This is a genomic window from Arthrobacter sp. Sr24, from assembly GCF_054511175.1.
In genome coordinates this window covers 202,575-226,460 of sequence record NZ_JBTNDB010000003.1, presented here as the reverse complement: position 1 = coordinate 226,460, position 23,886 = coordinate 202,575, and the positions used below count along the sequence as shown (strand labels likewise).

The following is a 23,886-nucleotide window of genomic DNA, read 5'->3' as shown; positions in this document are numbered from 1 at the left end:
CTTTGGGGTGGCCCCCCCAAAGGAACACAACGTGCGTTTTCCCCTTCTTCCAAAGAGGCAACCTCCCGCCGTCGTGCTTCAAAACTGTCAGAAGAAGGGAAGACTATGCGTCTTCGTCTTCCTCATCCTTCTTGTACGGATCCGCTTCGCCAGCGAACTCCGCATTGGCGGAGATCTCAGCAAGCTTGGCGTCGCGTTCCTTAGCTACCCGCAGGAGCGCTTCCAGGTTGGAGGCGTTCTCGGGGATAACGTCAGCAATGAACTCCAGCGTGGGCGTCAGGCGCACGGTGATGTTCTTGCCAACCTCGGCACGCAGCACGCCCTTAGCGCGCTCCAGACCGATCTTGGCTTCGGAGCTAGCGGTCTCGTCACCGAAAACCGTGTAGTAAATGGTGGCGTGCTGCAGATCGTTGGTGACGCGTGCATCGGTGACAGTAATGCCCTCGACACGGGGGTCCTTGACCCTGGAGCGAAGACCCTCGGCCACCACAACCTTGATGCGCTGCGCCAACTTGGACGCGCGGGCTGAATCAGCCATGATGTTCTCCTTCAAACTTCTAAGACGTGAGACGGCGGTAAAACCATCTTAGGGAAAACAAAGCCGGTTGGGTGCCCAAGTGGACACCCAACCGGCTATGCAGTGCTATACGCGGGGCTTCTCGCGCATTTCGAACGTCTGGATGATGTCCTCGGGCTGCAGATCGTTGAACGATCCCAAACCGATACCACACTCGAAGTCGGTACGGACTTCAGTTGCGTCATCCTTGAAACGCTTGAGCGAGTCAATGGTGAGGTTGTCACCAATGATCTTGCCGTCACGGAGCACACGAGCCTTGGAGTTACGGCGGATGATGCCGGAACGTACGATCGAGCCGGCGATGTTGCCATGCTTGGAGGAGCTGAATACTTCGCGGATTTCCGCGGTACCCAACTGAGCCTCTTCGTACTCAGGCTTGAGCATGCCCTTGAGAGCCAGCTCAATGTCATCGATGGCGCCATAGATGACCGAGTAGAAGCGCATATCAACGCCTTCGCGGTCAGCCAATTCAGCAACACGCTCAGCAGGCTTGACGTTGAAGCCGATGATGATGGCGTTATCAACGGTGGCCAAGTTGACGTCGTTCTGCGTGATGGCACCCACACCGCGGTGGATAACGCGCAGCTGCACGCCTTCGCCAACATCGATCTTGAGCAACGAGTCTTCCAGTGCCTCAACAGCACCGGAGACGTCACCCTTGAGGATGAGGTTAAGTGTGTCAACCTTGCCGTCAGCAACGGCCTGGTCGAAGTCTTCCAGGCTGATGCGCTTGCGACGCTTGGCCAGTGCTGCGTTACGGTCCGCTGCTTCACGCTTTTCAGCGATCTGGCGGGCCGTACGCTCGTCTCCGGTAACGAAGAACGTGTCACCTGCACGGGGAACGTTGGACAGACCCAAAACCTGGACCGGACGGGAAGGTCCGGCTTCGGAGATGACGTCACCGTTCTCATCGAACATGGCACGAACACGGCCATGGGCGGTACCGGCAACGATCGTGTCACCGACGCGCAAGGTACCGGACTGAACCAGAACAGTTGCCACGGAACCGCGACCCTTATCCAAGTTCGCTTCGATGGCGATGCCTCGAGCGTCCTTGTTCGGGTTGGCACGCATGTCCAGTGCAGCATCAGCAGTCAACAGCACAGCTTCGAGGAGTTCCTCGATGTTGATGTTGTTACGTGCGGACACGTCAACGAACATGGTGTCGCCACCGTATTCTTCCGGAACCAGACCGTACTCGGTCAGCTGGCCACGGATCTTCTCCGGGTTGGCGCCGTCCTTGTCAATCTTGTTCACGGCGACCACGATCGGCACACCAGCAGCCTGAGCGTGGTTGAGTGCTTCAACGGTCTGAGGCATAACGCCGTCGTCCGCTGCAACAACCAAGATGACAATGTCAGTGACCTTGGCACCACGAACACGCATGGCGGTGAACGCCTCGTGACCGGGGGTGTCAATGAAGGTGATCTTGCGATCTGTACCTTCGTGCTCGTGGAGAATCTGGTAAGCGCCAATGTGCTGGGTGATGCCACCGTGCTCGTCGGCAACAACGTCCGACTTACGGATGGCGTCGAGCAAGCGAGTCTTACCGTGATCGACGTGACCCATGACGGTAACAACCGGCGGACGAACCTCAAGGTCCTCGTCGCCTTCTGCTTCGAGTTCGGCCTCAAAGTCGATGTGGAAGCTGCTGAGCAGTTCGCGCTCTTCGTCCTCGGGGGAAACGACCTGGACCTTGTAGCCCAGCTCAACACCCAAGAGTGCGAAGGTCTCTTCATCCAGTGACTGAGTAGCGGTAGCCATTTCACCGAGGTGGAACAGAACCGTCACCAGTGCTGCAGGGTTGGCTTCAATCTTGTCGGCGAAGTCGGTGATGGAAGCACCGCGGCGCAAACGCACCACAGTCTCGCCGTTACCGCGGGGTACCGATACGCCACCAAGTGAAGGAGCGCTCATCTGCTCTAGCTCTTGGCGCTTGGCACGCTTTGACTTACGCTGCTTGCCACGGCCTGCGCCGCCCTTACCGAAGGCACCCTGGGTACCGCCGCGACCGCGACCACCCTTGCCGAAGCCACCACCGGCGGGAGCTCCGCCTGGAGTTGCTCCGGGAGTTGCGCCCGGAGCACCGGGGCGTCCACGGCCGGGAGCACCCGGACGATCGTTGCCGCGGCCGGGCGCAGCGGGGCGCTCGGTGCGGTTAGGCATCATGCCGGGAGTGGGGCGGGCGCCACCGGGACGCGGAGCGCCCGGACGGGGACCACCTGCACCTGCAGCACCTGCCGGACGCGGAGCGCCCGGACGGGGTGCGCCTGCCGGCGGACGGGGACCACCGGGACGGGGTCCTGCAGCGCCAGCTTCGGCACTGCGCGGAGCACCCGGTCGGGGCATGCCCTGAGAGGTTGCAAACGGGTTGTTTCCGGGGCGGGAGGCACCGGCACCAGCGGGACGCGGAGCACGGTTGTCACCGCCGCGGCTTTCGCCACGGTTGTCATTGCTACGGTTGTCGCTGCCACGGTTGTCGCTTCGCTCGGTGCGTGCACCGGAGCGGGGCATACCCTGTGAGGTTGCGAAGGGGTTGTTTCCGGGGCGCGGAGCACCAGGTGTTGCGGCCTTCGGAGCCGGGGCAGCCTGCGGTGCCGGGGTTGCTGCAGCAGCCTCGACGGGAGCCGGAGCTGCCGGGGTTGCTTCAGCGGCCGGGGCAGCAGGTGCAGCCGGAGCTGCGGGTGTTGCCTTGGCGCCGGGCTTTGCAGCGGCCTTAGGGCCGGGCACTGCTGCTCCGGGAGTTGCTGATGCATTGGGGGCCGCAGTAGCTTTGGGAGCGGCCGGGGCAGCATCTGCCTTCGGCGCTGCTGCCTTTGGCGCTGCTGCCGGGGCAGCTTCTGCAACCGGGGTTGCCTGAGGGAACGCGTCGCGAAGTTTCTTCACGACGGGGGCCTCAATGGTTGAGGAAGCTGAACGAACGAATTCGCCCATTTCCTGAAGTTTACTTACTGCCTCTTTCGAGGTGATGCCGAGCTCTTTTGCAAGCTCGTGTACGCGGGCCTTGGCCACATTTCTCCTGTCTCGGCCCGCACCGGACAGGTACGAACCGCTTAATTCTTACTGCGACGTTCCATGTCGGAACGCGCGGCGTGAGAGCACATGAAATTGCTCATTTTTGGGCACTCATCGCTGGGTACTCATCGGGTTTCCATCGGTTTTCTGACCCGCTTTCACAAAAGGGACAATTGGTTCGTAACTTAATTACTCTGCCGAAGGTGGCAAATTCTCTTGCGCAAACGCCTCGACGTCGGACAATTTAGTGACCCCCGGAAGGGCCCTGCCAACGGCTCGTCGTCTAAGCGCTAAGTTCCAGCATTCAAGGTTAGGGTGCAGCCATGCTCCCCGTCCAGGCATGCGACGAGCAACATCAACCAACGCTTCCAGTTCACCGGAAGTGTTGCTTGACCTCACTAGACGCACTAGTTGGAGCCGGTCTGATGTTTTCCGGCACCCGATGCATGTCCGCACAGCAATTTTTGACTCAGTAAACTTAGAGTCAGTTGCATCGCTGTGCGCTGCCACTGCTTTCTGAGCCAATTTCTACTATGCCTTCACACTATTTGGGTGTCGGGGCCAATTCAGGCCCGGTTCTCTTCATTCTAACGCGCAGCCTGACTGCTTACCTAAACCGCCGCGGCGTCAGAGACGATGTCGATGCGCCAACCAGTGAGCTTGGCGGCCAGACGTGCATTCTGGCCTTCCTTGCCGATAGCCAAAGACAGCTGATAATCAGGGACAACAACCCGTGCGGAGCGTACAGCCTCATCGATGATGGTGACTGAAATCACCTTCGATGGGGAGAGTGAGTTAGCGATGAAAGTTGCCGGATCTTCATTGAAGTCGACGATGTCAATCTTCTCGTCGTTGAGCTCAGTCATGACGGCCCGTACGCGCGAACCCATTTCGCCAATGCATGAACCCTTGGCGTTGACGCCGGCCTTGTTGGCCTGCACGGCAATCTTGGTGCGGTGTCCTGCTTCACGAGCTAGGGCAACGATTTCTACGGTGCCGTCAGCAATCTCGGGAACTTCCATTTCGAAGAGCTTGCGGACCAGTCCCGGGTGTGAACGGGACAAGGTGATAGCAGGGCCCTTGGTGCCGCGGTGGACATCCACCACAAAGGTGCGGATGCGGTTTCCGTGGCGGTAACTTTCGCCCGGAACCTGCTCGTTCGGAGGCAGTACACCTTCAACAGCACCCAAATCGATCTGGATCATGTTGGGATTGTTGCCCTGCTGGATCTGGCCAGAGACCAGCTCGCCTTCCTTGCCGCGGTATTCACCCACCACGTTGTCATCTTCGGCGTCGCGGAGACGCTGCAAGATGACCTGGCGTGCCGTGCTCGCTGCAATGCGACCGAAACCCTTGGGTGTGTCATCAAATTCGCCAATGGCAGCACCGTCGTCGTCGAGCTCTGCAGCCCAAATGGTGACGTGTCCGCTCTTGCGATCAATCTCGGCACGGGCGATATCGTGGCAGCCCGGTGACTTGTGGTAGGCCATCAGCAGGGCCTGCTCAATGGTGGGGATTAGCACATCCACGGGAATTTCCCGTTGGCGCTCCAGCTCCCGCAGCGCACTCATATCTATGTCCATAGTCAGCTTCCCTCTCCATCGACGACGTTGCCGCCGGTCGCTTCAAATTCCAAGTCCAGCTCTGCCTCGTCCAGGCGAGCAAATTCAAGTTCTACAACACCGCGGCGGATGGCTGAAAACAGTACTTTTTCAGGTTCGCCTTGCTTGGCCTTCATACCCTTTTTGACGGGTAGTTCGGGCTTGAACAACACGCCCTCGTCGTCCACGTCTAGAACGCGTCCCATGAAGTTCTCCCGATCCACGGCGTTGACTTTGACCATGCGGCCCAAAGCCCGTCGCCAGTGGCGGGGCTCAGTGATGGGTCGGGTGGCTCCGGGGGAGGAAATTTCCAAGTCGTAGGCTTGGCCGTCGTCGTTGGGGTCTGCATCCATGGCGTCGGAAAGCACTCGGGAAACGGCGGAGATAGCATCCAGGCCCACACCGCCGCTTTCTCCGTCAGCTAGATCGACGACTACGGAGACTGTGCGGTGGGTGCCAGCAAAGTGAACCTTGATTTCTTCAAGGAACAGTCCGGCGGCAGCCACTGTGGGGGCGAGAAACGCGTGCAGCCTCTGGGCTTCAGCTACTGAGTCCATGGCTGAGGGCGTGTTCCCTGAGCGTGCGGCCATTTTGGGCCTGTCCGGCTTCGTCATAAAAACGCACGCCTCCCTATTGATGATGTTGTAGATATACAGACTACCGAGTTTCCAGTGCCTCCGCTGAACGGAAGAGGTGTGAGTATGGACGCATTTTACGAGAGTAGACCTGGCCTCTAGCAACTGGGAAGGACCTTGGAGGTTGGTGACGCTGGCTCCCGACGCATGATGGTAGGGAGGACAGCTGGCCGCTGGCGGACGGAAGTGTGCACGGTAATGGGCAGTCATGAGATGATCAAAGGTTGTGACCCATCCCAATCCCCCGGCTGAGCCTAAATCTCCGACTGAGCCCGAAAGCACCCTTGAACCCGTTGCCTCCGGAGCTACTAAAGCCCGTGAAGCTACTGGCAAGCCAGCCCGCAAAGCTCCCCGCCGTGTCACAGCAGCGGCAGGTGCCCCAGCTTCGACGCGCTCCTCGGCTCCAGCCATTCTGGTGTTTGATGCCAATGGGATGATGGTGCCAGCCACTGCGACTCCCACAGATGAGCAACCAGCCAAGCCACAGGACCCCTCCGACGCCGAGAACTCCCCTGCCGCCGATGCCGCACCGCTTGAGGTGGCTGAGTCAGAATCACCAGCGCCGGAGGCTGTGCCCGTACCAGTACCAGTGGACGCATTGCCCATCGCGGTCACAGACAGTGCGAGTGACACCGAGAGTGCAATCGAAACTCTAAGCACATCGGTGGAAGCCGTGGAAGTTCCTGCCTCACAATCTCGCCGCGAACGACGACTGGCGGAGCAACAAGAAGTGGACGGCACGACGTCGGCCGCGGTTGTGCCGACTGATTCGGGAAGTACGGCCTTAGACACTACGGACTCAAAAACTACCGATACAGATAGTCCAAGATCCAGGGAAGAAACAGCTCATCACGCGGAGCTGAACAGCTCGGCGAAGCCGCCCAGGAAGCGCAATCGTTTGATAGCTTTCTTCCGGGGATTATTTTTCCTCGTGGTCATTTCAGCGCTTGTGGTGGCCATGGGTACGGTTCTGTCGGGGCCGGATGTGAATGCTGGTGACCAGTCGCCGACCCAGGCCCAACGCCAGGTGGCATGGGAAACAACAACCAAGTTACACAGCGAAGCCCTCCTGTTGGCCGATGCAAGCAACTCATCTCAATTACAGAAGGCACTGTCCACTACCGCTGAACACTTGGGACTCCAAGCTGCAGCACTCAGTGATGGTCTCCCCGCCCCTGCTCCCACCGCAAGCTCCACCTCCACAGCAACAGAACTTGCATCAGCACCGTTATCCATCACCGGACTGGTGCAGGATCTTTCCGCCAATGCCGAGACATTGCTGGGCAACGCGTTGACCGCCGAGCACTCCATGGGCCGCGTTTTTGCTTCCGTGGGCACTAGCCAACTCCTGCAGTCAGCCGAGCTGGCAGCCGCGGCCGGGAGCGGTGCTCCCACATCGAAATATGTGCCAGCACTCGTTGACTTCCCCTCTGCTTCAGGCCCCTCCTGTACCTCGACACTTGAACCACGCCCGGGTGTCACCGTTGATTCCGCGTTGAGAGCCGTCGCTGTGGCCGAGCAGAAAGCCGTTTACGCCTACCAAGTCGCTTCAACTCGATTCGCCGAACCGCAATTTAGCAAGGCCACAGGATTCTTGGCCCGGCATCAGCAAAAGTTGGACCTGCTCAACGCAGAGTTGCGCCTTCGTTGTCTTCCCCTGGCAGATCCCGTGGCAGGCTTCGACCTGGACTCCACCTTCACCACCTTGCCGAAACAAGCACTCAGCATCCTGGAAGTTCAGCTGAGCTTCATCTATGGTGAGCTGGCTGCTTTGAGTACCGCCCCGGAGGGAACCGCCCCGGACGCGGATCGAAGCGCCACCGCCGCGGAGTCGGCAGCACTGTCCTCCCCGGCACCCGTATCCACTGAAGATCCACTCAAGGGCAGCCGGCTTCGTGAACTTGCGGTTCTGTGGCTGTTGGACTCCACCCAGGCGCATACCTCGTGGGGTGGAGCTGTGGAGGCTTTGCCTGGCATCGCACCAGTGCCGGTAATCTCCCCAGCTCCTGCGGGCTAACTGAGGGCAGGCATGCCTTCGCGAGGACATCCTTTCCTTGCTAGCGGAGATTTTCAGTCAGTGATTTGCTTGAAACATGAAGCAAACGCCAGAGCTGGTACTACCCCGGGAGCTCTCTAAAACAGGGGAAATCGCACAGCGCCTGAATTGGTTGCGGGCCGGGGTACTCGGCGCCAACGACGGCATCGTTTCGGTGGCCGCAGTCGTCGTCGGCGTGGCCGGAGCCACCCAAAGTACGGGCCCCATCCTTACCGCCGGGATGGCAGCTCTAGTAGGTGGAGCCGTCTCCATGGCCTTGGGCGAGTACGTGTCCGTCAGCAGCCAAAGTGACAGCCAAAAGGCCCTGATCGCCGCCACCGAAGCCTCACTCCAACAGGCGCCGGAACAGGGCCGGGCTCAGCTGGTCAAGACGTACGAAGATAAGGGGCTCTCCCCCGCCACAGCTGCTCTTGTAGCGCACGAGCTCAGCGAACACGACGCCCTCGGAGCGCACCTATCGGCTGAACTCAACCTCCATTTCGATGACGTAGTCAGTCCGTGGCATGCAGCTTTCGCCTCAGCCATCGCCTTCACCCTCGGCGCCATTTTGCCGATGCTGGCCATCATGCTGCCCCCTGAGTCAGTGAGGGTCCCGGTGACGTTCGTTGCCGTGCTGTTGGCCCTGGGCATCACCGGCTGGATCGGTGCCATGATCGGCGGCGGCTCCCGGGCCAAGGCCGCTGTCCGGGTGGTCCTTGGTGGCGCGCTCGCCCTCGCAGCCACCTTCGTAATCGGTACCCTACTGGGCTCAAGCGGTTTAGTGGGTTGACCGGTTGCTCTGGGGCTCGTACTGATCTGTGCTTTTTTCACCACTGAAAAGTGCTATGGCGATGGGCTGGCCTAGCGTCAGAGGCTAGGCTCAATGCTGTGAGCATCAACCTAGAGATTCCCGAGCCGCTGTTGCGGCGGTACCGCCAGAGCCATGAAGGCCGGGCGTGGCTGGGGCATCTTCCCGGCTTCCTCAACGAGTCCTTGGAACAGTGGCAGCTTCTTGTAGACCTACCCTCTGGCGCGACGCCTTGGTACGGGCACACGGCTGTGGTGGTTCCTGTGTTCACCAGCCATGGAACTCAGGCTGCACTCAAGCTAGCTTTCCCGAATGATGAATCCATCCAGGAACCTCTGGCGCTGACCTTGTGGAACGGGCGAGGCGCGGTGGCATTGTTGGACAGTGACGCCACCCGCGGAGCGTTGCTGTTGGAACGTCTGGATCAGACGCGCGCCCTTTTGGATCTGCCCATGGATGAGGCCATCGCTGTGTGGGGAAAGCTGGCTCAAGATCTGGCAATTCGCCCCGACGCTCGCCCCGAATGGCGGCTTCTTCCACACATCGCAGCCACCGCCGAACGGTACTGCGACGAACTCCCCCAGCGCTGGAGCGATCTGGCTGAACCATTTCCTCGATGGCTGCTTGAAGCCGCGCTGGAAGTCTGCCAAACCCGGGGAGCGGTGTCCCTCCGCAGCAGCAATGACGTTTTGGTCCACACAGACCTGCACTACCTGAACATTCTTGCCAAGCCTGGAACCGGCAACTATGTGGCCATCGATCCTCAAGCCCAAGTGGGTGACGCGGAATTTGCCGTGGCTCCGTGCTTGTGGAACCGGCTGCAGGCTTTACCGCACCGAAACGCCGAAGCCGGGCTCCGGCGTCGTGCTTCAGAGCTTGCCCAATCCGCAGGGCTCGATGAAGATCTAGTGGCGAGCTGGACAGTGGTCCGTGAAGTGGAAAATGCGCTGTGCTATTTGGAGGAGGTTGGGCACAGTGGCGATGCCCAACGATCGCTCTGGGTGGCGAGCACCATGGCGGGTAAGACGTTGCCGGATCTGCCCGCAGCGCATGATCTCAAAACCCTCCACTGACGGGCAGCGCTAGGGGTTGAGGAAATTCTCGTTGACCACGTCGAAGCCGAGTTTCACGATGAGCACGGCGACGACGGCGAGGAAGACGATTCGGATGAATTTACTGCCCTGCTTCACAGCCATACGTGCGCCGAGGTAGCCGCCGGCCATGTTGGCTCCGCCCAAAATCAGGCCGATCCCCCACAGCAGTGAGCCGTGCGGGAGGAAGAACATCAGGGCGCCGGCGTTCGTGGCTAAGTTCACGATTTTCGCTTTGGCGCTGGCTTCCAGGAATGCGTAACCCATGAGGCTGACCATGGCGATAACGAGGAAAGATCCGGTGCCGGGACCGATCAGGCCGTCGTAGAAGCCGATGATTCCACCGATGCATGCGGCGACAATGTAGTGTTTTCCGCCATCATGTCGCAGGGCCGTTAGCTCGCCCATGCTCGGTTTGAATGCTGTGAACGACAGCACCGCAATGAGCGCAACAACAATGATGGGTTTGAACACCGAGCCCGGCAAACTGACCGCCACCACGGCACCGCCCACGCTGCCCAGCAGCGCCACCCCCGCCATGGGCAAGGCTGTGCGCATGTCCGGTTTCACGCGCCGGTAATACGTCACGGAGCTGGTGGCGGTTCCAAAGATGGAGCCCATTTTATTGGTGGCCAGCGCCTGCACTGGCGTAATCCCGGGGATCATCAACATGACCGGCAGCTGAATTAGCCCACCCCCGCCCACCACGGCATCGATCCAGCCCGCAGCGAATCCGGCCACAATGATCAATAAAATGGTGGCCATCGTGATGTTCTCAAAACCGGAAATCATGGGGTCCTAAATTAAAGTCGACGCGCAGGAGACGGCCCTGAGGTGAGCACGGTCGGAGCCGAACCCCTCGCGAGCAGAAAGATTTTTTGGCGCTCGTTCCTCGCGGAAAAATCCGTGCTCACTCCGGGGCACGACTCCCGACCTAAGCTCATCTGGACACCAGCAGAGAAGCCTTAACGCTGGTGAGGGGCTGCGCTCCGCAGCCCCTCGCGTCGAGCGGTGTTACTGCTGGTCGAGGATGTACTGCACGGCCTCGGCTACGGCGATGTTTTCGGCGACGCCGGTTGCACGGTTCTTGATTTCCACGACGCCGTCCACGAGTCCGCGGCCAACGGCCAAGATGGTGGGAACGCCAATGAGCTCAGCATCGCCGAACTTCACGCCGGGGGAAACCTTAGGGCGGTCATCGTAAATGACCTCCAATCCCTTGGCTTCCAGATCCGCGGTGAGCTGCGCAGCTGCCTCAAAGATTTCATCGCCACGGCCAACGGCCACAACATGAACATCGGCGGGGGCCACCTGAGCGGGCCAGATCAGGCCCTTGTCATCGTGGTTGGATTCGGCCAGGGCCGCAACGGCGCGGGTAACACCAATGCCGTAGGAGCCCATGGTGACAACGGAGAGTTTGCCGTTCTTGTCCAGAACCTTCAGGCCCAAGGACTCGGCGTACTTGGTGCCCAGTGCGAAGATGTGGCCCATTTCGATGCCGCGGGCGGCTTCCAGGGGACCGGAACCGTCGGGTGCGGGATCGCCTTCGCGAACCTGTGCAGCCTCAACGGTGCCATCCCAGGTGAAGTCGCGACCGGCTACGAGGCCAAAGACGTGCTTGCCTTCTTCGTTGGCGCCAGTGATCCAGGTTGTGCCGGAGACCACGCGGGGGTCAACCAGGTACAGGATCTTGGTGGCCGATTCCGTGCCGAGCACAGCAGCATCCGGGCTCAAGCCTGGGCCAATGTATCCCTTGACCAGCAGAGCGTGCTTCTTCAGGTCAGCTTCACCGGCGGCTTCGACGCCCACTTCTCCGCCGATGGGAAGGTGTGCGCCAATGTTGGCTTCAATGCGCTTGAGGTCAACGTCGCGGTCGCCGGGCAAGCCCACCACCACGATCTGGCGTTCACCGTTGGGCAGGTCCACAGCCAGCACCACGTTCTTCAGCGTGTCAGCAGCACTCCATTCACCTTCGGCGCGCGGAGCGAGCTGGTTGGCTGCAGCTACCAAAGTGGCAATGGTTGCAGTGTCAGGGGTGTCAAGAACCTGAGCCGCCGGAGCGTTGCTGAAATCAATATCTGCAGGGACCACGGTGGTGACGGCTTCAACGTTGGCAGCATAGCCTCCGGGTGAGCGCACAAAGGTGTCTTCGCCAACGGCCATGGGGTGCAAGAACTCTTCGCTCTTGGAACCGCCCATGGCGCCGGCAGTGGCGGCGACGGGGATAATTTCTAGGCCGAGGCGCTCAAAGATACGCACGTAGGCACCACGGTGAGCCATGTAGCTGGCGTCCAGTCCGGCGTCGTCCATGTCAAAGGAGTAGGAATCCTTCATGATGAACTCGCGGCCACGCAGCAGTCCGGCGCGCGGACGAGCCTCGTCACGGTACTTGTTCTGAATCTGGTACAGGCTCAGCGGCAGGTCCTTGTAGGAGGAGTACAGGTCCTTGACCAGTAGCGTGAACATTTCCTCATGCGTGGGGGCCAACAGGTAGTCGGCGCCCTTGCGGTCCTGCAGGCGGAACAAGTTATCGCCGTATTCCTGCCAGCGGTTGGTGGCCTCGTACGGTTCGCGGGGCAGCAGTGCCGGGAAGTGCACTTCCTGGGCGCCGATCGCGTCCATTTCCTCACGCACAATGGCTTCGACCTTACGCAGCACGCGCAGGCCCAACGGCAGCCACGTGTAAATGCCAGGTGCCGCGCGGCGGATGTAACCAGCGCGCAGAAGCAGCCGGTGGCTGTCTACCTCGGCGTCTGCGGGATCTTCACGCAGGGTTCGTAGAAAGAGGGTGGAAAGGCGAAGTGCCACGCGAAAATTTCCATTTCTTGAAGAGGGTGGGCGCCGTCCTCATTCAGGACGAACAGGTACTAATCTACCGGTTCAGGTGGAGCACTGACACACCGGGCGTGACAGCGGGGATGGGCGGCTTTGCTGGAGCCTGCCCCGCGGACTTCCTCACGCTCATCACCAGGGCCCACCCCACGGTCATCACCAGGCTGGCGGATGGATGCTGGACAGGGCATCACTGCGGGTCTAGTTTGAAGTCAAACGTCCACGAACCCGCAGGCCAGGAGCAGCTGATGTCCCACCGAGCAGCTATGCCGGAACTTCCTCCGGCCCCGGTCCCGGCTGATCCAACTGGTGCGGCCGGCCCTATCTGCGTCAACATTGAGGGGCTCTGGGTGCACCGCGGGAAAGTCACGGCTCTGGCCAATATCACCGCCAATATTCCCGAAGGGCGCATCACAGGGTTACTGGGCCCGTCCGGCAGCGGCAAGACCACGTTGATGCGGGCCTTGGTTGGGGTGCAGAAAATCACTGCCGGGACGCTGACCGTGCTGGCCCGTCCAGCAGGGTATCCCCTCAACAGGCACGACGTCGGCTACGTCACCCAGGCGCCCAGCGTCTACAAAGACTTGAGCGTCGTGGAGAACGTGCGCTATTTCGGCTCCGTCCACGGCGCGAGCCGGGCAGACGCGCAGGCGGTGCTGGCCGCCGTCGGACTTTCTGATTTTGCCAAGCGCAAGGCTGGAACTTTGTCCGGTGGACAGTTCAGTAGGGTCTCCTTGGCTTGTGCTTTGGTAGGAAAACCACGGCTGTTGGTGCTGGATGAGCCCACAGTGGGCCTGGACCCGGTATTGCGGGCAGATCTGTGGGGACAGTTTGCCGCGCTGGCTGCCGAGGGCACCACACTCATTATTTCCAGTCACGTCATGGAGGAAGCTAGCCACTGTGATTCGTTGCTCCTGCTGCGTGAGGGGATGCTGTTGGCGCAAGTGACCCCTGATGAGTTACGGCACAAAGGTGAAACGGACGATCTTGAATTGGCGTTCCTGCGGCTAATCCAGTCGGCCGGTTCTGAGGGGAGGACGGCCTCATGAACCTTGCCATGATGTGGTCCACGTGTCGGCGAGTTCTGCTTCAACTGCGCGGCGATCCCCGGAGCATCGCGATGATTTTGGTGGTGCCCGCCGTACTGCTCTCGCTAGTTTATTGGCTGTACCAAAATGAAACGCTGACTCCAGGGATGCCACGCACCTTTGACCGGGTGGGGCTCATGATGCTGGGCATCTTTCCCTTCGTAGTGATGTTTCTGGTCACCTCCATCACCATGTTGCGTGAACGCACCTCCGGAACCTTGGAACGGTTACTGAGCACTCCTCTCCACAAGGCCGATCTCCTCGTTGGCTACGCGCTGGCGTTTTCAATCATGGCCACCGCGCAGGCCTTGGTGGCCACCGGAACCGCGTATTGGGTTTTTGGCATGAAGATTACTGGTAATACTGGCTGGGTAGTGCTGATCTCGGTGCTGACAGCTGTCCTGGGCGTGGTGCTGGGCCTGCTCTGTTCAGCCTTCGCCACCACCGAATTTCAGGCGGTGCAATTCATGCCTGTTGTGGTGATCCCACAGATTCTGCTGTGCGGCTTATTCGTTGCCAGGGATCAGATGAACGGTGCCATGGAAGCGGTCTCCAATGTTCTGCCGCTCAGTTATGCCGTTGACGGCTTGCAACAGGTAGCCGCTTATGCCAGCCCAACGTCTCAACTGATTCAGGATCTTATGGTGATCGCCGGTTTTGTACTGGCCGGGCTGCTGTTGGCATCTTTGACCTTGCGCCGGCGAACTCCCTGAAACCAGCTCATGGGTACCTCTGTCCATCGCTTGCAGGAGATCCGATGAGCAACACCCTGCATGGCGGGGACCCGGACGAGTTGCGAGATTTTGCCCGGGAATTCGAACACGCGTGGCGTTGCTCCTATTCGCCGGTCATCACCCAGACCGCCACGATGCTCGAAAAAACCGCCGCCGCTATTAAGGCCCAGGCCGCTGGGCGATGTCGGCCAGCGACTGCTGGCACCATGCCAACCACGACTTCTCATAGGCGATACCCGCCCGCACCACGGCCAGCTGCAGTTCTTCCGCCGTCGACCGCGACTGGCCTGATTGAGCAGATTGGCCTGATTCGACAGGATCTGATTCGACGGCGCCTGATTCGACAGCCGCAAAATCCCGTTTCTCAATGGCCTCGTAACGCCGTAAAACCTGCTCGTGAAGCACACTATGACGCCGCATTTGATCCATGACGGCCACAGAGTCCTGCTCTGTTCCAAGGATGGCGGCAGCCCGCATTCGCACGAGCAATGAATCCCGGATGGGGCGTATCTCCCCTTCCTGCGCGCACCAGCTGGCTAATTCCTCGCGGCCATCCACCAACACCTCAAACTGACGTTGTTGGCCACGGGAGGTGGGCAAGCCGTGAGCCTGAATCAGGCCAGCGCCCTCCATCTTTCCCAGCTCCCGGTAAATCTGCTGATGCGTGGCCTGCCAAAAGAAGCCCAGAGACTTATCAAAGCGTCGCGCCAATTCAGCCCCGGTGCACGGCTTTTCCAACAGCGAGGTCAGGATGGCGTGAGTGAGCGACACTAGAGCCGCGCAGCCAAACGTGTCCCCTGATCGATGGCCCGCTTGGCGTCCAACTCGGCAGCCACATCTGCCCCTCCAATGAGATGGACGACGGCGCCCCCAGTTTCCAAGGCCTCTTGCAGTTCACGCCGGGGGTCCTGACCGGTGCACAGGATGACCGTGTCTACGGGGAGGACCGTGTCGGTGCCGTTGACGCGCAGGTGGAGTCCGGCGTCGTCAATCTTTTGGTATTCCACGCCGGGAACCATCTGCACACCCTTGTATTTCAGGGCGGTGCGGTGGATCCAGCCGGTGGTCTTACCCAGCCCGGCACCAACTTTGCTCTCTTTGCGCTGGAACAGGCCGACGCGGCGCAGGGGCTTCTCGGGGGCGGGATCAGTGATGCCGCCGGCGTTGGCGTAGTCGGTGTCGATACCCCACTCCCGGTAGAACTTCTCGGGGACGAGCGTGGCACTGGGAGCGCCGGCTGTGATGTATTCGGCCACGTCAAAACCGATGCCACCGGCTCCTAGGATGGCGACGTTGGCACCCACCTCCGCCTTATCGCGGAGCACATCGAGATACGTCAGGACGCTGGGATGATCCACACCGGTAATCGCCGGAATGCGCGGGGTGACGCCGGTAGCCAGAATAATCTCGTCAAATCCGCCGTCCAGCAGCTTCTGGGCGGTTGCTGTGGTGTTTAGCGCAACGTCCACCCCCAGCAGCTGAAGTTGGCGCTTGAAATAGCGGATTGTTTCCTGGAATTCTTCTTTTCCCGGAATCTGTTTGGCGATGTTGAACTGTCCGCCAATCTCCCCGGAGCTTTCCATGAGGGTGACTTGATGGCCTCGCTGTGCCGCTGTGACGGCGAAGGCCAAGCCGGCCGGACCTGCTCCGACCACGGCGAATTTCTTGGTTGCGGGCGTCGCTTCGATGAGGATTTCTGTTTCATGGCAAGCCCGCGGATTCACCAAGCACGAGGATGTTTTACCGACGAAGGTGTGGTCCAGGCAGGCTTGGTTGCAAGCGATGCAGCTGTTGATTTCATCGCTGCGGCCATCGTAGGCCTTGCGCATGAAGAAGGCATCGGCAAGGAATGGCCGGGCCATGGAAACCATGTCAGCTGTGCCGTCGGCGAGGAGCTGCTCGGCGACGTCGGGGGTGTTGATGCGGTTAGTAGTGATCAGCGGAATGTTGACCGAACCCATGACCTTCTTGGTGACCCACGCGTAACCGGCGCGTGGCACCGAGGTGGCGATGGTGGGGATGCGGGCTTCATGCCATCCAATGCCCGTGTTGATAATGGTGGCGCCTGCCGCTTCCACGGCCTGGGCCAGAGTGATAACTTCGGGCAGTGTAGAGCCGTCTTCAACGAGGTCCAGCATGGAGAGCCGGTAGATGATGATGAAGTTCTCGCCTACGCGTTCGCGGACGCGGCGGATGATCTCCACAGGGAACCGGATGCGTTTTTCATACGATCCGCCCCATTCGTCGCTGCGGTGATTGGTTCTCTTGGCAATGAATTCATTGATCAGGTAGCCCTCTGAGCCCATGATTTCCACGCCGTCGTACCCGGCCGATTGCGCTAGTTGGGCTGCAACAACGAAGTCTTCGATGGTTTGCTCCACTTCCTCGCCCGAAAGCGGGTGAGGGGTGAGTGGGCTGATGGGTGCCTGCACCGCACTGGGCGCGACCAGGCCACGCTGCGATGCGTAACGGCCAAAGTGGAGTAGTTGCAGGGCGATCTTTCCGCCCTGGGCATGCACAGCTGCTGTGACAACCTTGTGCTGTTCTGCCTCTTCTTGCGTGGAAAGTTTGGCACCGCCCTTCATAGGCCGGCCTGCCTCATTAGGTGAGATGCCTCCGGTGACCATCAGGGCCACTCCCCCGCGGGCTCGTTCGGAATAGAACGCCGCCATACGGTCGAACCCACCCGGAAGTTCTTCCAGGCCGACGTGCATGGAACCCATCAACACACGGTTGGGCAGCGTGGTGAATCCTAAATCAAGTGGGGTAAAGAGATTGGGGTATTGGCCAGCGTTCATCAATGCACTCCTTTGCGCAACAAGTTGCATAAGCGTAGCGCAGGTTTCGTGGCAATGGGAGGTGCATCACACTCGAGGGGAGCGACCCATTACAACGACAATGATCCGAAGGCACGGCTGACAGGAACCAAGTGAGCCCTATAACAGGACTGTGGCGAAGGTGCCGACTTGTTCAAAACCCACACGTTCGTACAACGCCCTAGCCGCAGTGTTGTAATCGTTGACGTAGAGGCTGGTCACCGGCGCATGCTTTTGTGCCAAAACCACCACAGCGGCCATATATCCGGCACTCAAACCACGGCCCCGATAGCGCGGATTCATCCACACGCCTTGAACTTGAGTGGCGTGTTCTGTCACGACGCCCAGATCGGCCTTAAAGATGACTTCTCCGTCAGGCTCGACATCGCTAAAGGAGTAGCCGCTGCTGATCAGCCAGGCAACCCTTCGACGATAGTTGGCCTCGCCTCCAAGGTATGGCGAGTACCCAACTTCCTCTTCAAACATGGCCGCAGCAGCCACTAGAACTTCGTTGAATTGTCCGCTTTGACTGGCCGCCAAGGCCAGATTGGGCTCGATCCGAGGTGGGCCGGCAATAGTGAGCAAAGGCTGGTTCGCTCTAATCTCTTGGACTGAGATACCAGCATTGTGGAGCACACCCACAATGCCCAAAGTGGATTCTGCTGGACCAAAGATGGAGGCATGCCGCTGCCAATGATCCACAATCCAATGCCCGAAGGCTTGGGCATGCTCAGCCGTGGCCTCTATCGGGACCACATTGGAACCTACCCAGCAAGCGGCAGCCAAGCTCACGCCGTCGTCCGCGAAAAAACCCAACATGACGGCGCCTTGAATGCCCGGCACCGCACTGTTGTTCTGAATGAGGAGCGATTCCGCGAACACATTAACTACTCGGTCGCGCGCAATCAAGGCCCGGAGCGCGTCCGTGTCGGCGTGGCCGAGGACGCGCACCGGCTCGTGGCGGGCTCTCCTAGGAGACGCTAACCACGGGGCCACCCTGGAGAGTCGTGTCATCCGCGTCGGACTCCATCTCTTCGGCAATTTTCATGGCTTCTTCAATGAGTGTCTCAACAATTTGATCCTCAGGAACAGTCTTGATGACTTCTCCCTTCACAAAGATCTGCCCCTTGCCGTTTCCGGAGGCAACGCCAAGGTCAGCCTCACGGGCTTCGCCGGGACCGTTGACAACGCAGCCCATGACGGCAACGCGCAAGGGAACTTCCATTCCCTCCAAGCCGGCAGTGACTTCTTCGGCCAACTTGTACACGTCAACCTGGGCACGGCCACAGGAGGGGCAGGAGACAATTTCCAGCTTGCGCGGACGCAGGTTCAACGACTGCAGAATCTGGTTGCCGACCTTGATTTCCTCAACCGGCGGAGCGGAGAGAGAAACACGGATGGTATCGCCAATGCCCTTGGAGAGCAGGGCACCGAAAGCAGTGGCGGACTTGATGGTGCCCTGGAAGGCAGGCCCGGCCTCGGTGACGCCGAGGTGCAAGGGCCAGTCACCCTGTTCAGCAAGCATCTCGTAGGCAGCAACCATAATGACGGGGTCATTGTGCTTGACCGAAATCTTGAAGTCGTGGAAGCCGTGCTCTTCAAAGAGTGAAGCCTCCCAGACAGCCGATTCCACGAGCGCTTCAGGAGTGGCCTTGCCGTACTTCTTCATGATGCCCGGCTCCAGCGAACCGGCATTGACGCCAATGCGAATGGAGGTGCCGTGGTCCTTGGCAGCCCGTGCAATTTCCTTGATCTGGTCATCAAATTTGCGGATGTTGCCAGGGTTCACACGAACCGCTGCACAGCCAGCTTCAATCGCCGCAAAGACGTACTTGGGCTGGAAATGAATGTCAGCGATCACGGGGATCTGCGACTTGCGGGCAATGATCGGCAAAGCGTCTGCATCGTCCTGCGAAGGGCAAGCCACGCGGACAATGTCGCAGCCCGACGCCGTCAGTTCAGCTATCTGCTGCAACGTCGCGTTGATGTCAGTAGTGGGGGTGGTGGTCATGGACTGCACGCTGATGGGCGAATCCGAGCCCACACCCACGGGGCCGACCTTGATTTGCCGGGTCTTGCGGCGGGGCGCAAGAACGGGCGGTGGCAACGGCGGCATGCCGAGACTGACGGAGGTCAAAATATGCTCCTAGGAGTTCTTTATATTCAAATGGTGCGGCAGTAGCGCCGTTGATTGGCGTCACTAAAGGAATCTCGCAGCATCTACCTTCGATTGTAGGCTCGATGGCTGCTTTTCACGCTCTGGCGGAGATTGGTTATCAGTGAGGTTTATCCCAAGTAACCGCTGAGCTTGCCAATCCCCGGGTTCCAGCCGGAGATCTTCAATCCCGTAACACCGCCGCCAAGGGTTATCGGATCCTGGGCGACCAGTTCCTGAACGACTTCTTGACTCTCGGCGCGGAAGATCAGCAGGGCGCCTGCGCCATCGGCGTAAGCGCCGGATGCGAGTACCACCTCAGCCGCGGCCAATTCAGCCAACCATTCGCGGTGCTTGGGGCGGTGCTCAATGCGGGCTTCTTCAGCCTCTGGGCCATAAACGTATTCGACAGCAAAGATAGACATGCGTTCACCCTATAACAGGAGAGCTTTCGCGAGCACCGCAACACTGGCAGCCCACAACATTGAGGTCAAGGTGCCAATGATGAACCGTTCACTTGCAGCGGGCGTGTCCTTCAGCTCCGGATACCGCCCCAACCCTTTGATGGCGACCACGTACGCGATCGCCACAGGCTGGCCGGCGAGGATCGCAACAGCCACAGCCGCACGTTCCAGACAGCCGATCAGCAGGCCTCCACGGAGCACCTCGGTTTTCGGCGTAGGCGACGTCGGCGGCGACGCTGGCGTCTGTGCTGGTGGCTCCGCTGCTGGCTCCGCCGGTGAGATGGACTGTGCGACGAGTTCGACGTCGGGCTGGCTCTGCTCTGCATTTGAGGCTGAGGCTGCAGCTCGCTCTGCTTGCTCGGCTTGCTCTGCTTGCGCAGTTTGCTCTGCTTGCGCAGTTTGCTCGGCTTGCTCTGGGGCCGGGCTTACGCTTTCAGTTCCATCTCCGCGCGTAGCTTCTGCCGCATCTGCGGCACGCACGGTCTTGGATCTGGCGAGTTTGAGAATGCCAGCTGTCACAGGCCAGCCGCCCACAACAGCAACCAACAGTGCCGCAGCTATCCATAGGGCTTCCATCTAACCTCCTCAGCGTCAGCAGCCATCCGCTGACATGTCCATAGCTAGAATCTAGCCTCCAGCACTGACATTGACGGCGTGTTGGGCTTCCCGAAGAAGAAGGGCGGCGGCACGCCGCCCGGCCATCTCTTCCTGCCGGCCCGAGCGGTATATTGCCTTGCTGACAGCTTGAGGGCTGATCTGAAGACGCTTCGCGATTTCCTTTTGAGCTAGGCCAGGTGCGGCCTCCAACGCATCAAGGACCCGCCACTCGGCCTCTGAGCGTTTGCGAACCACATCGCCAAGGAGTACCAGGACCCCCTCCGCCCCAGCAGTCCATTGCATTGCTGCCGGAACGGGGGTGCGAACACGCAGCGGCACCCGCTCGCCCGTCTTCTTGGCTAATTCAACGGCCTCCCGTGCCGCAATAAAGGCATCGCCGGAGGCTTCTCGGGAATTTTTTGGTAACGGCAGATCGACCGCAGCGATTCCAATGCCGATATACCAGTCCTGATCGCGAAGTACCCGCGCAACAGCTTCGACAACCACATCAGGATCAGTGAGCACGCCTTGAATTTCATCGCCCACGGAACGCTCGAATTCCAGCACAGAATCCAGATCAGACAGTAGGCTCAGCAGTTTTGGAACCCTGTCGCCATGAGTGCGGCTGCCGCGTTGGTCAATGGTCAGTACAAACATAACTAAACCATATTTGATTGTTTGGGATATATCAACCATTTTAAGGTGCTACGCGGAGGGTGGCAGGATCAGGCTTGGAACCGACTCACAACCAAGCCCGGCATCTTCCCAGCCTCAGAAGGTTCCTAGCCGAACAGATTTACCGGCTTTACAATATCGGCGTAGATCAATAGCGCACCCATGGCGATCAGTGCCACTGCGGCCACGTAGGTCACGGGAAGCATCTTGGCGATGTCGAACGGTCCCGGATCCTTGCGTTTGAAAACCTTGGCAACAAAGCGCCGCACCCCTTCATAAAGCGCACCGAGGACGTGCCCGCCGTCGAGCGGCAACAGCGGGATCAAGTTAAAGACGAACAGGGCTAGGTTTACCCCGGCCATCAGGCTGATCAGGGTGGCAACCCGAGAACTCAAAGGAATCTGCTCCATGGCAGCGACCTCACCGGCTACGCGTCCAACTCCAACCACTGAAATGGGCCCATTGGGGTCACGAGGTTCAGCGCTGAACGCCGCCTGGGCCACGCCCACCAGCTTCTGCGGCAGCTGGAAAACAACGCCGCCAATCTGAACAATGTTCTCCCCCACCGTAGGAAGAACGCTCGATGCCGGTTGGGGAACCATGGCTGAGGTGGGCCCAACGCCGAGGAAGCCAGCCTGAACCGTGACTGCGGTCCCTGAATCGTCAACTTCAGCCTGGCCGTTGGAGCCAATGACGGGGCGGGCTGTCAAGACCGGAGTAATGGTCGTGGCCACAGATTCGCCAGCGCGTTCGTAGACCAGCGGGACCGTCTTGCCAGCGGAAGCACGCACGTGGTCGGTGAACGCATTCCATTCGGTGACTGCCTTGCCATCAAAGGAGGTGATGACATCTCCGGGTTGCAGGCCTGCTGCGGCGGCAGGAGTCTTGGTGCAGTTAGTCAAGTCCTCGGGAACCGGGTCACCGTAGGCAACTTGGCAGGCGTTGACTGATGACACGGTTGTGGTTGGCTGGGCCATGCCAAATCCCATGAGCAAGACGCCCATCAGCACCACCCCGATCAGCAGGTTCATGAACGGCCCGCCAAGCATGATGATGATTTTTTTCCACACGGGAAGCTTATAGAAGACTCGGTTTGAATCCTCCGGACCTACTTCTTCATGGGCGGCACTGCGGGCCTCGGTGGCCAGCGTCTGGAACATGCCCGTACTGGAAGGCCGCACGCTACCGTCGGTGGGATTCGGCGGGTACATGCCCACCATGGCCACATAGCCTCCTGCCGGAATGGCCTTGACGCCGTACTCGGTTTCGCCTTTTTTCCGTGACCAGATGGTGGGGCCAAAACCGATCATGTACCGGGTGACCCGGACCTTGAACAGCTTGGCAGGCAACAAGTGCCCCACCTCGTGGAGCGCGATGGAAAGGGCAATGCCGACGACGACAAAAAGCACTCCGCCAATGAAAAGCAATACAGTCACAATTTACTTCCTGCGTTGAATAATTCTTGGGCACATCCGCGTTCTAACCTTTAGCGGCGAGCAGCTCGTTGGCGCGTTCGCGGGCCCACACTTCAGCTTCCAACACAGTGTGGAGCGTCAGCTGCGAACTGGGTGTGTGTTCACTGAGAACTTGCGCAATAGTATCCACAATGTCCAAGAAGCCTATCCGCCCTGCATGAAAGGCATGGACAGCCTCTTCATTGGCGGCGTTGTAAACGGCGGGGCAAGTGCTCCCCCGCCGGGCAGCCTCCTTGGCAAGTTCGACGGCGGGAAACGCCACGTTATCCAGTGGTTCAAAAGTCCAAGTGGCTGCCTTGCTCCAGTCGCAGGGGTGAGTGGCACCGGGAACCCGATCCGGCCAGCCCATTCCCAAAGCAATAGGTAAGCGCATATCCGGCGGAGATGCCTGCGCAATGGTGGAACCATCGGTGAACTGCACCATGGAATGAATCACCGATTGGGGGTGGACCACTGCTTCGATCCGATCCAGCGGAACATCGAAGAGCAGGTGGGCTTCGATGATTTCAAGGCCCTTGTTGACCAGCGTTGCCGAGTTAGTGGTGACCATCTTGCCCATGTCCCAGGTGGGGTGCTTGAGCGCCTGCGCCGGCGTCACATCCGCAAGTTCGTCCCGGTTACGGCCACGGAACGGTCCACCGGAAGCGGTCACAATGAGCTTGTCCACCTCGCCGGCCGTCCCGGAACGCAGCGCCTGGGCCAGCGCGGAATGCTCGGAGTCAACGGGCACCAACTGCCCGGCCGAGGCCGCATCTTTGACCAACGCACCACCCACAATGAGCGATTCCTTATTGGCCAGCGCCAAAATGGCGGGCGTCCCCAGGGCTGCGAGTGTGGGCGCGAGACCAATGGATCCGGTGATCCCATTAAGCACGACGTCGGCCGCGTCGCCTGAGCCCGCGCCCCAAGCCGCGATCACGGTTGAGGCATCCGGACCGGTAAAAATCTCGGGCTTGAAATCACCCAAGCCAGCGGCGGTGGCACAGGCCTGGATCTCCGAACGCAAGGTCCCGGCGTCGTCCGCGGCAGTTCCCACAGCTAAAACCCGCAGGTGGACGGCTTGCTGGGCCAGTAATGGCAGATTCCCTCCGCCGGCGCTGATGGCTGTGACGCTGAAGCGCGGGGTGCCGTCGGGGAGCGTGGCGCGGTCGACGACGTCAATGGCCTGCGTGCCGATAGAACCTGTTGAACCGAGGATGATCACTTTTCGATGTTGCATACCTGACAGTATTCCGCACTTGCGCCGTGATGGGGGTAGCCGTTCGCTTCGCCGGCCGCCGGTTTCCCG

21 protein-coding genes are annotated in these 23,886 nt (G+C 60.0%); 5 read left to right on the top strand and 16 right to left on the bottom strand.

The annotated features are described in order from the left end of the window. Positions 1 to 103 precede the first annotated feature (103 nt). The 5 genes from rbfA to ACX80D_RS04010 form a co-directional block, all read right to left on the bottom strand. Complete coding sequence (gene rbfA, locus ACX80D_RS04030) at positions 104 to 538, bottom strand: 30S ribosome-binding factor RbfA (RefSeq protein WP_459321335.1); 435 nt, start codon at positions 536 to 538, stop codon at positions 104 to 106. A 105-nt stretch (positions 539 to 643) separates the two neighbouring features. Further along, positions 644 to 3,589, bottom strand: coding sequence for a translation initiation factor IF-2 (infB, locus tag ACX80D_RS04025; RefSeq protein ID WP_459321334.1), 2,946 nt, complete (start codon positions 3,587 to 3,589; stop codon positions 644 to 646). A 192-nt stretch (positions 3,590 to 3,781) separates the two neighbouring features. Beyond that, positions 3,782 to 4,048, bottom strand: a complete 267-nt coding sequence (locus ACX80D_RS04020; protein ID WP_459321348.1) for a YlxR family protein — start codon at positions 4,046 to 4,048, stop codon at positions 3,782 to 3,784. A 155-nt stretch (positions 4,049 to 4,203) separates the two neighbouring features. Continuing rightward, positions 4,204 to 5,175, bottom strand: a complete 972-nt coding sequence (nusA, locus tag ACX80D_RS04015; protein ID WP_459321333.1) for a transcription termination factor NusA — start codon at positions 5,173 to 5,175, stop codon at positions 4,204 to 4,206. A 2-nt stretch (positions 5,176 to 5,177) separates the two neighbouring features. Continuing rightward, a complete protein-coding gene (locus ACX80D_RS04010) occupies positions 5,178 to 5,807 on the bottom strand; it encodes a ribosome maturation factor RimP (RefSeq protein WP_459321332.1) in 630 nt (209 codons plus the stop codon). Positions 5,808 to 6,054: 247 nt separating this feature from the next. Here ACX80D_RS04010 and ACX80D_RS04005 point away from each other — a divergent pair, with 247 nt between their 5' ends. The 3 genes from ACX80D_RS04005 to ACX80D_RS03995 all read left to right on the top strand — a co-directional run bounded on the left by ACX80D_RS04005 (position 6,055) and on the right by ACX80D_RS03995 (position 9,744). Beyond that, positions 6,055 to 7,845, top strand: a complete 1,791-nt coding sequence (locus tag ACX80D_RS04005) for a DUF4439 domain-containing protein (protein ID WP_459321331.1) — start codon at positions 6,055 to 6,057, stop codon at positions 7,843 to 7,845. Positions 7,846 to 7,921: 76 nt separating this feature from the next. After that, positions 7,922 to 8,653, top strand: coding sequence for a VIT1/CCC1 transporter family protein (locus ACX80D_RS04000; RefSeq protein ID WP_459321330.1), 732 nt, complete (start codon positions 7,922 to 7,924; stop codon positions 8,651 to 8,653). A 98-nt stretch (positions 8,654 to 8,751) separates the two neighbouring features. Next, entirely contained in the window at positions 8,752 to 9,744 is a 993-nt protein-coding gene (locus tag ACX80D_RS03995) for an aminoglycoside phosphotransferase family protein (RefSeq protein WP_459321329.1), read from the top strand. 9 nt (positions 9,745 to 9,753) lie between these two features. Here ACX80D_RS03995 and ACX80D_RS03990 read toward each other — a convergent pair whose 3' ends face one another. Together ACX80D_RS03990 and ACX80D_RS03985 are read right to left on the bottom strand one after the other, a co-directional pair. Then, the gene (locus tag ACX80D_RS03990; protein ID WP_459321328.1) at positions 9,754 to 10,554 is read right to left on the bottom strand and encodes a sulfite exporter TauE/SafE family protein; all 801 of its coding nucleotides are present in this window, start codon (positions 10,552 to 10,554) and stop codon (positions 9,754 to 9,756) included. Between the two features lie 222 nt (positions 10,555 to 10,776). Further along, on the bottom strand, positions 10,777 to 12,570 hold the full coding sequence (locus ACX80D_RS03985; RefSeq protein WP_459321327.1) for a proline--tRNA ligase: 1,794 nt from the start codon (positions 12,568 to 12,570) through the stop codon (positions 10,777 to 10,779). Here ACX80D_RS03985 and ACX80D_RS03980 point away from each other — a divergent pair. Together ACX80D_RS03980 and ACX80D_RS03975 are read left to right on the top strand one after the other, a co-directional pair. Continuing rightward, a complete protein-coding gene (locus tag ACX80D_RS03980) occupies positions 12,564 to 13,643 on the top strand; it encodes an ABC transporter ATP-binding protein (protein ID WP_459321326.1) in 1,080 nt (359 codons plus the stop codon). The two genes, ACX80D_RS03985 and ACX80D_RS03980, sit on opposite strands and share 7 nt — an antisense overlap. Further along, positions 13,640 to 14,395 carry an ABC transporter permease gene (locus tag ACX80D_RS03975; protein WP_459321325.1) on the top strand — a complete coding sequence of 252 codons (756 nt, stop codon included), beginning with the start codon at positions 13,640 to 13,642 and terminating at the stop codon, positions 14,393 to 14,395. Before ACX80D_RS03980 ends, ACX80D_RS03975 begins: the two co-directional genes overlap by 4 nt. Before the next feature lie 180 nt (positions 14,396 to 14,575). Here the strand turns inward: ACX80D_RS03975 and ACX80D_RS03970 are convergent, their stop codons facing one another. The 9 genes from ACX80D_RS03970 to dxr all read right to left on the bottom strand — a co-directional run bounded on the left by ACX80D_RS03970 (position 14,576) and on the right by dxr (position 23,817). After that, positions 14,576 to 15,187, bottom strand: a complete 612-nt coding sequence (locus ACX80D_RS03970; RefSeq protein ID WP_459321324.1) for a PadR family transcriptional regulator — start codon at positions 15,185 to 15,187, stop codon at positions 14,576 to 14,578. After that, positions 15,187 to 17,214 carry an oxidoreductase gene (locus ACX80D_RS03965; RefSeq protein ID WP_459321323.1) on the bottom strand — a complete coding sequence of 676 codons (2,028 nt, stop codon included), beginning with the start codon at positions 17,212 to 17,214 and terminating at the stop codon, positions 15,187 to 15,189. The genes ACX80D_RS03970 and ACX80D_RS03965 overlap by 1 nt, the downstream gene beginning before the upstream one ends. A 138-nt stretch (positions 17,215 to 17,352) precedes the next feature. Continuing rightward, positions 17,353 to 18,246, bottom strand: a complete 894-nt coding sequence (locus ACX80D_RS03960) for a GNAT family N-acetyltransferase (protein WP_459321322.1) — start codon at positions 18,244 to 18,246, stop codon at positions 17,353 to 17,355. Further along, entirely contained in the window at positions 18,203 to 19,369 is a 1,167-nt protein-coding gene (gene ispG, locus ACX80D_RS03955) for a flavodoxin-dependent (E)-4-hydroxy-3-methylbut-2-enyl-diphosphate synthase (RefSeq protein WP_459321321.1), read from the bottom strand. Before ispG ends, ACX80D_RS03960 begins: the two co-directional genes overlap by 44 nt. 149 nt (positions 19,370 to 19,518) lie before the next feature. After that, positions 19,519 to 19,812, bottom strand: a complete 294-nt coding sequence (locus tag ACX80D_RS03950; RefSeq protein ID WP_459321320.1) for a YciI family protein — start codon at positions 19,810 to 19,812, stop codon at positions 19,519 to 19,521. A gap of 9 nt (positions 19,813 to 19,821) precedes the next feature. Continuing rightward, on the bottom strand, positions 19,822 to 20,427 hold the full coding sequence (locus ACX80D_RS03945) for a hypothetical protein (protein WP_459321319.1): 606 nt from the start codon (positions 20,425 to 20,427) through the stop codon (positions 19,822 to 19,824). Between the two features lie 51 nt (positions 20,428 to 20,478). Beyond that, positions 20,479 to 21,105 (bottom strand): MarR family transcriptional regulator, encoded by a 627-nt coding sequence (locus tag ACX80D_RS03940; protein ID WP_459321318.1) that lies wholly within the window; start codon positions 21,103 to 21,105, stop codon positions 20,479 to 20,481. 125 nt (positions 21,106 to 21,230) lie between these two features. Further along, positions 21,231 to 22,562, bottom strand: a complete 1,332-nt coding sequence (locus ACX80D_RS03935) for a M50 family metallopeptidase (RefSeq protein WP_459321347.1) — start codon at positions 22,560 to 22,562, stop codon at positions 21,231 to 21,233. Between the two features lie 40 nt (positions 22,563 to 22,602). After that, complete coding sequence (gene dxr, locus ACX80D_RS03930; protein ID WP_459321317.1) at positions 22,603 to 23,817, bottom strand: 1-deoxy-D-xylulose-5-phosphate reductoisomerase; 1,215 nt, start codon at positions 23,815 to 23,817, stop codon at positions 22,603 to 22,605. Positions 23,818 to 23,886: the final 69 nt, after the last annotated feature.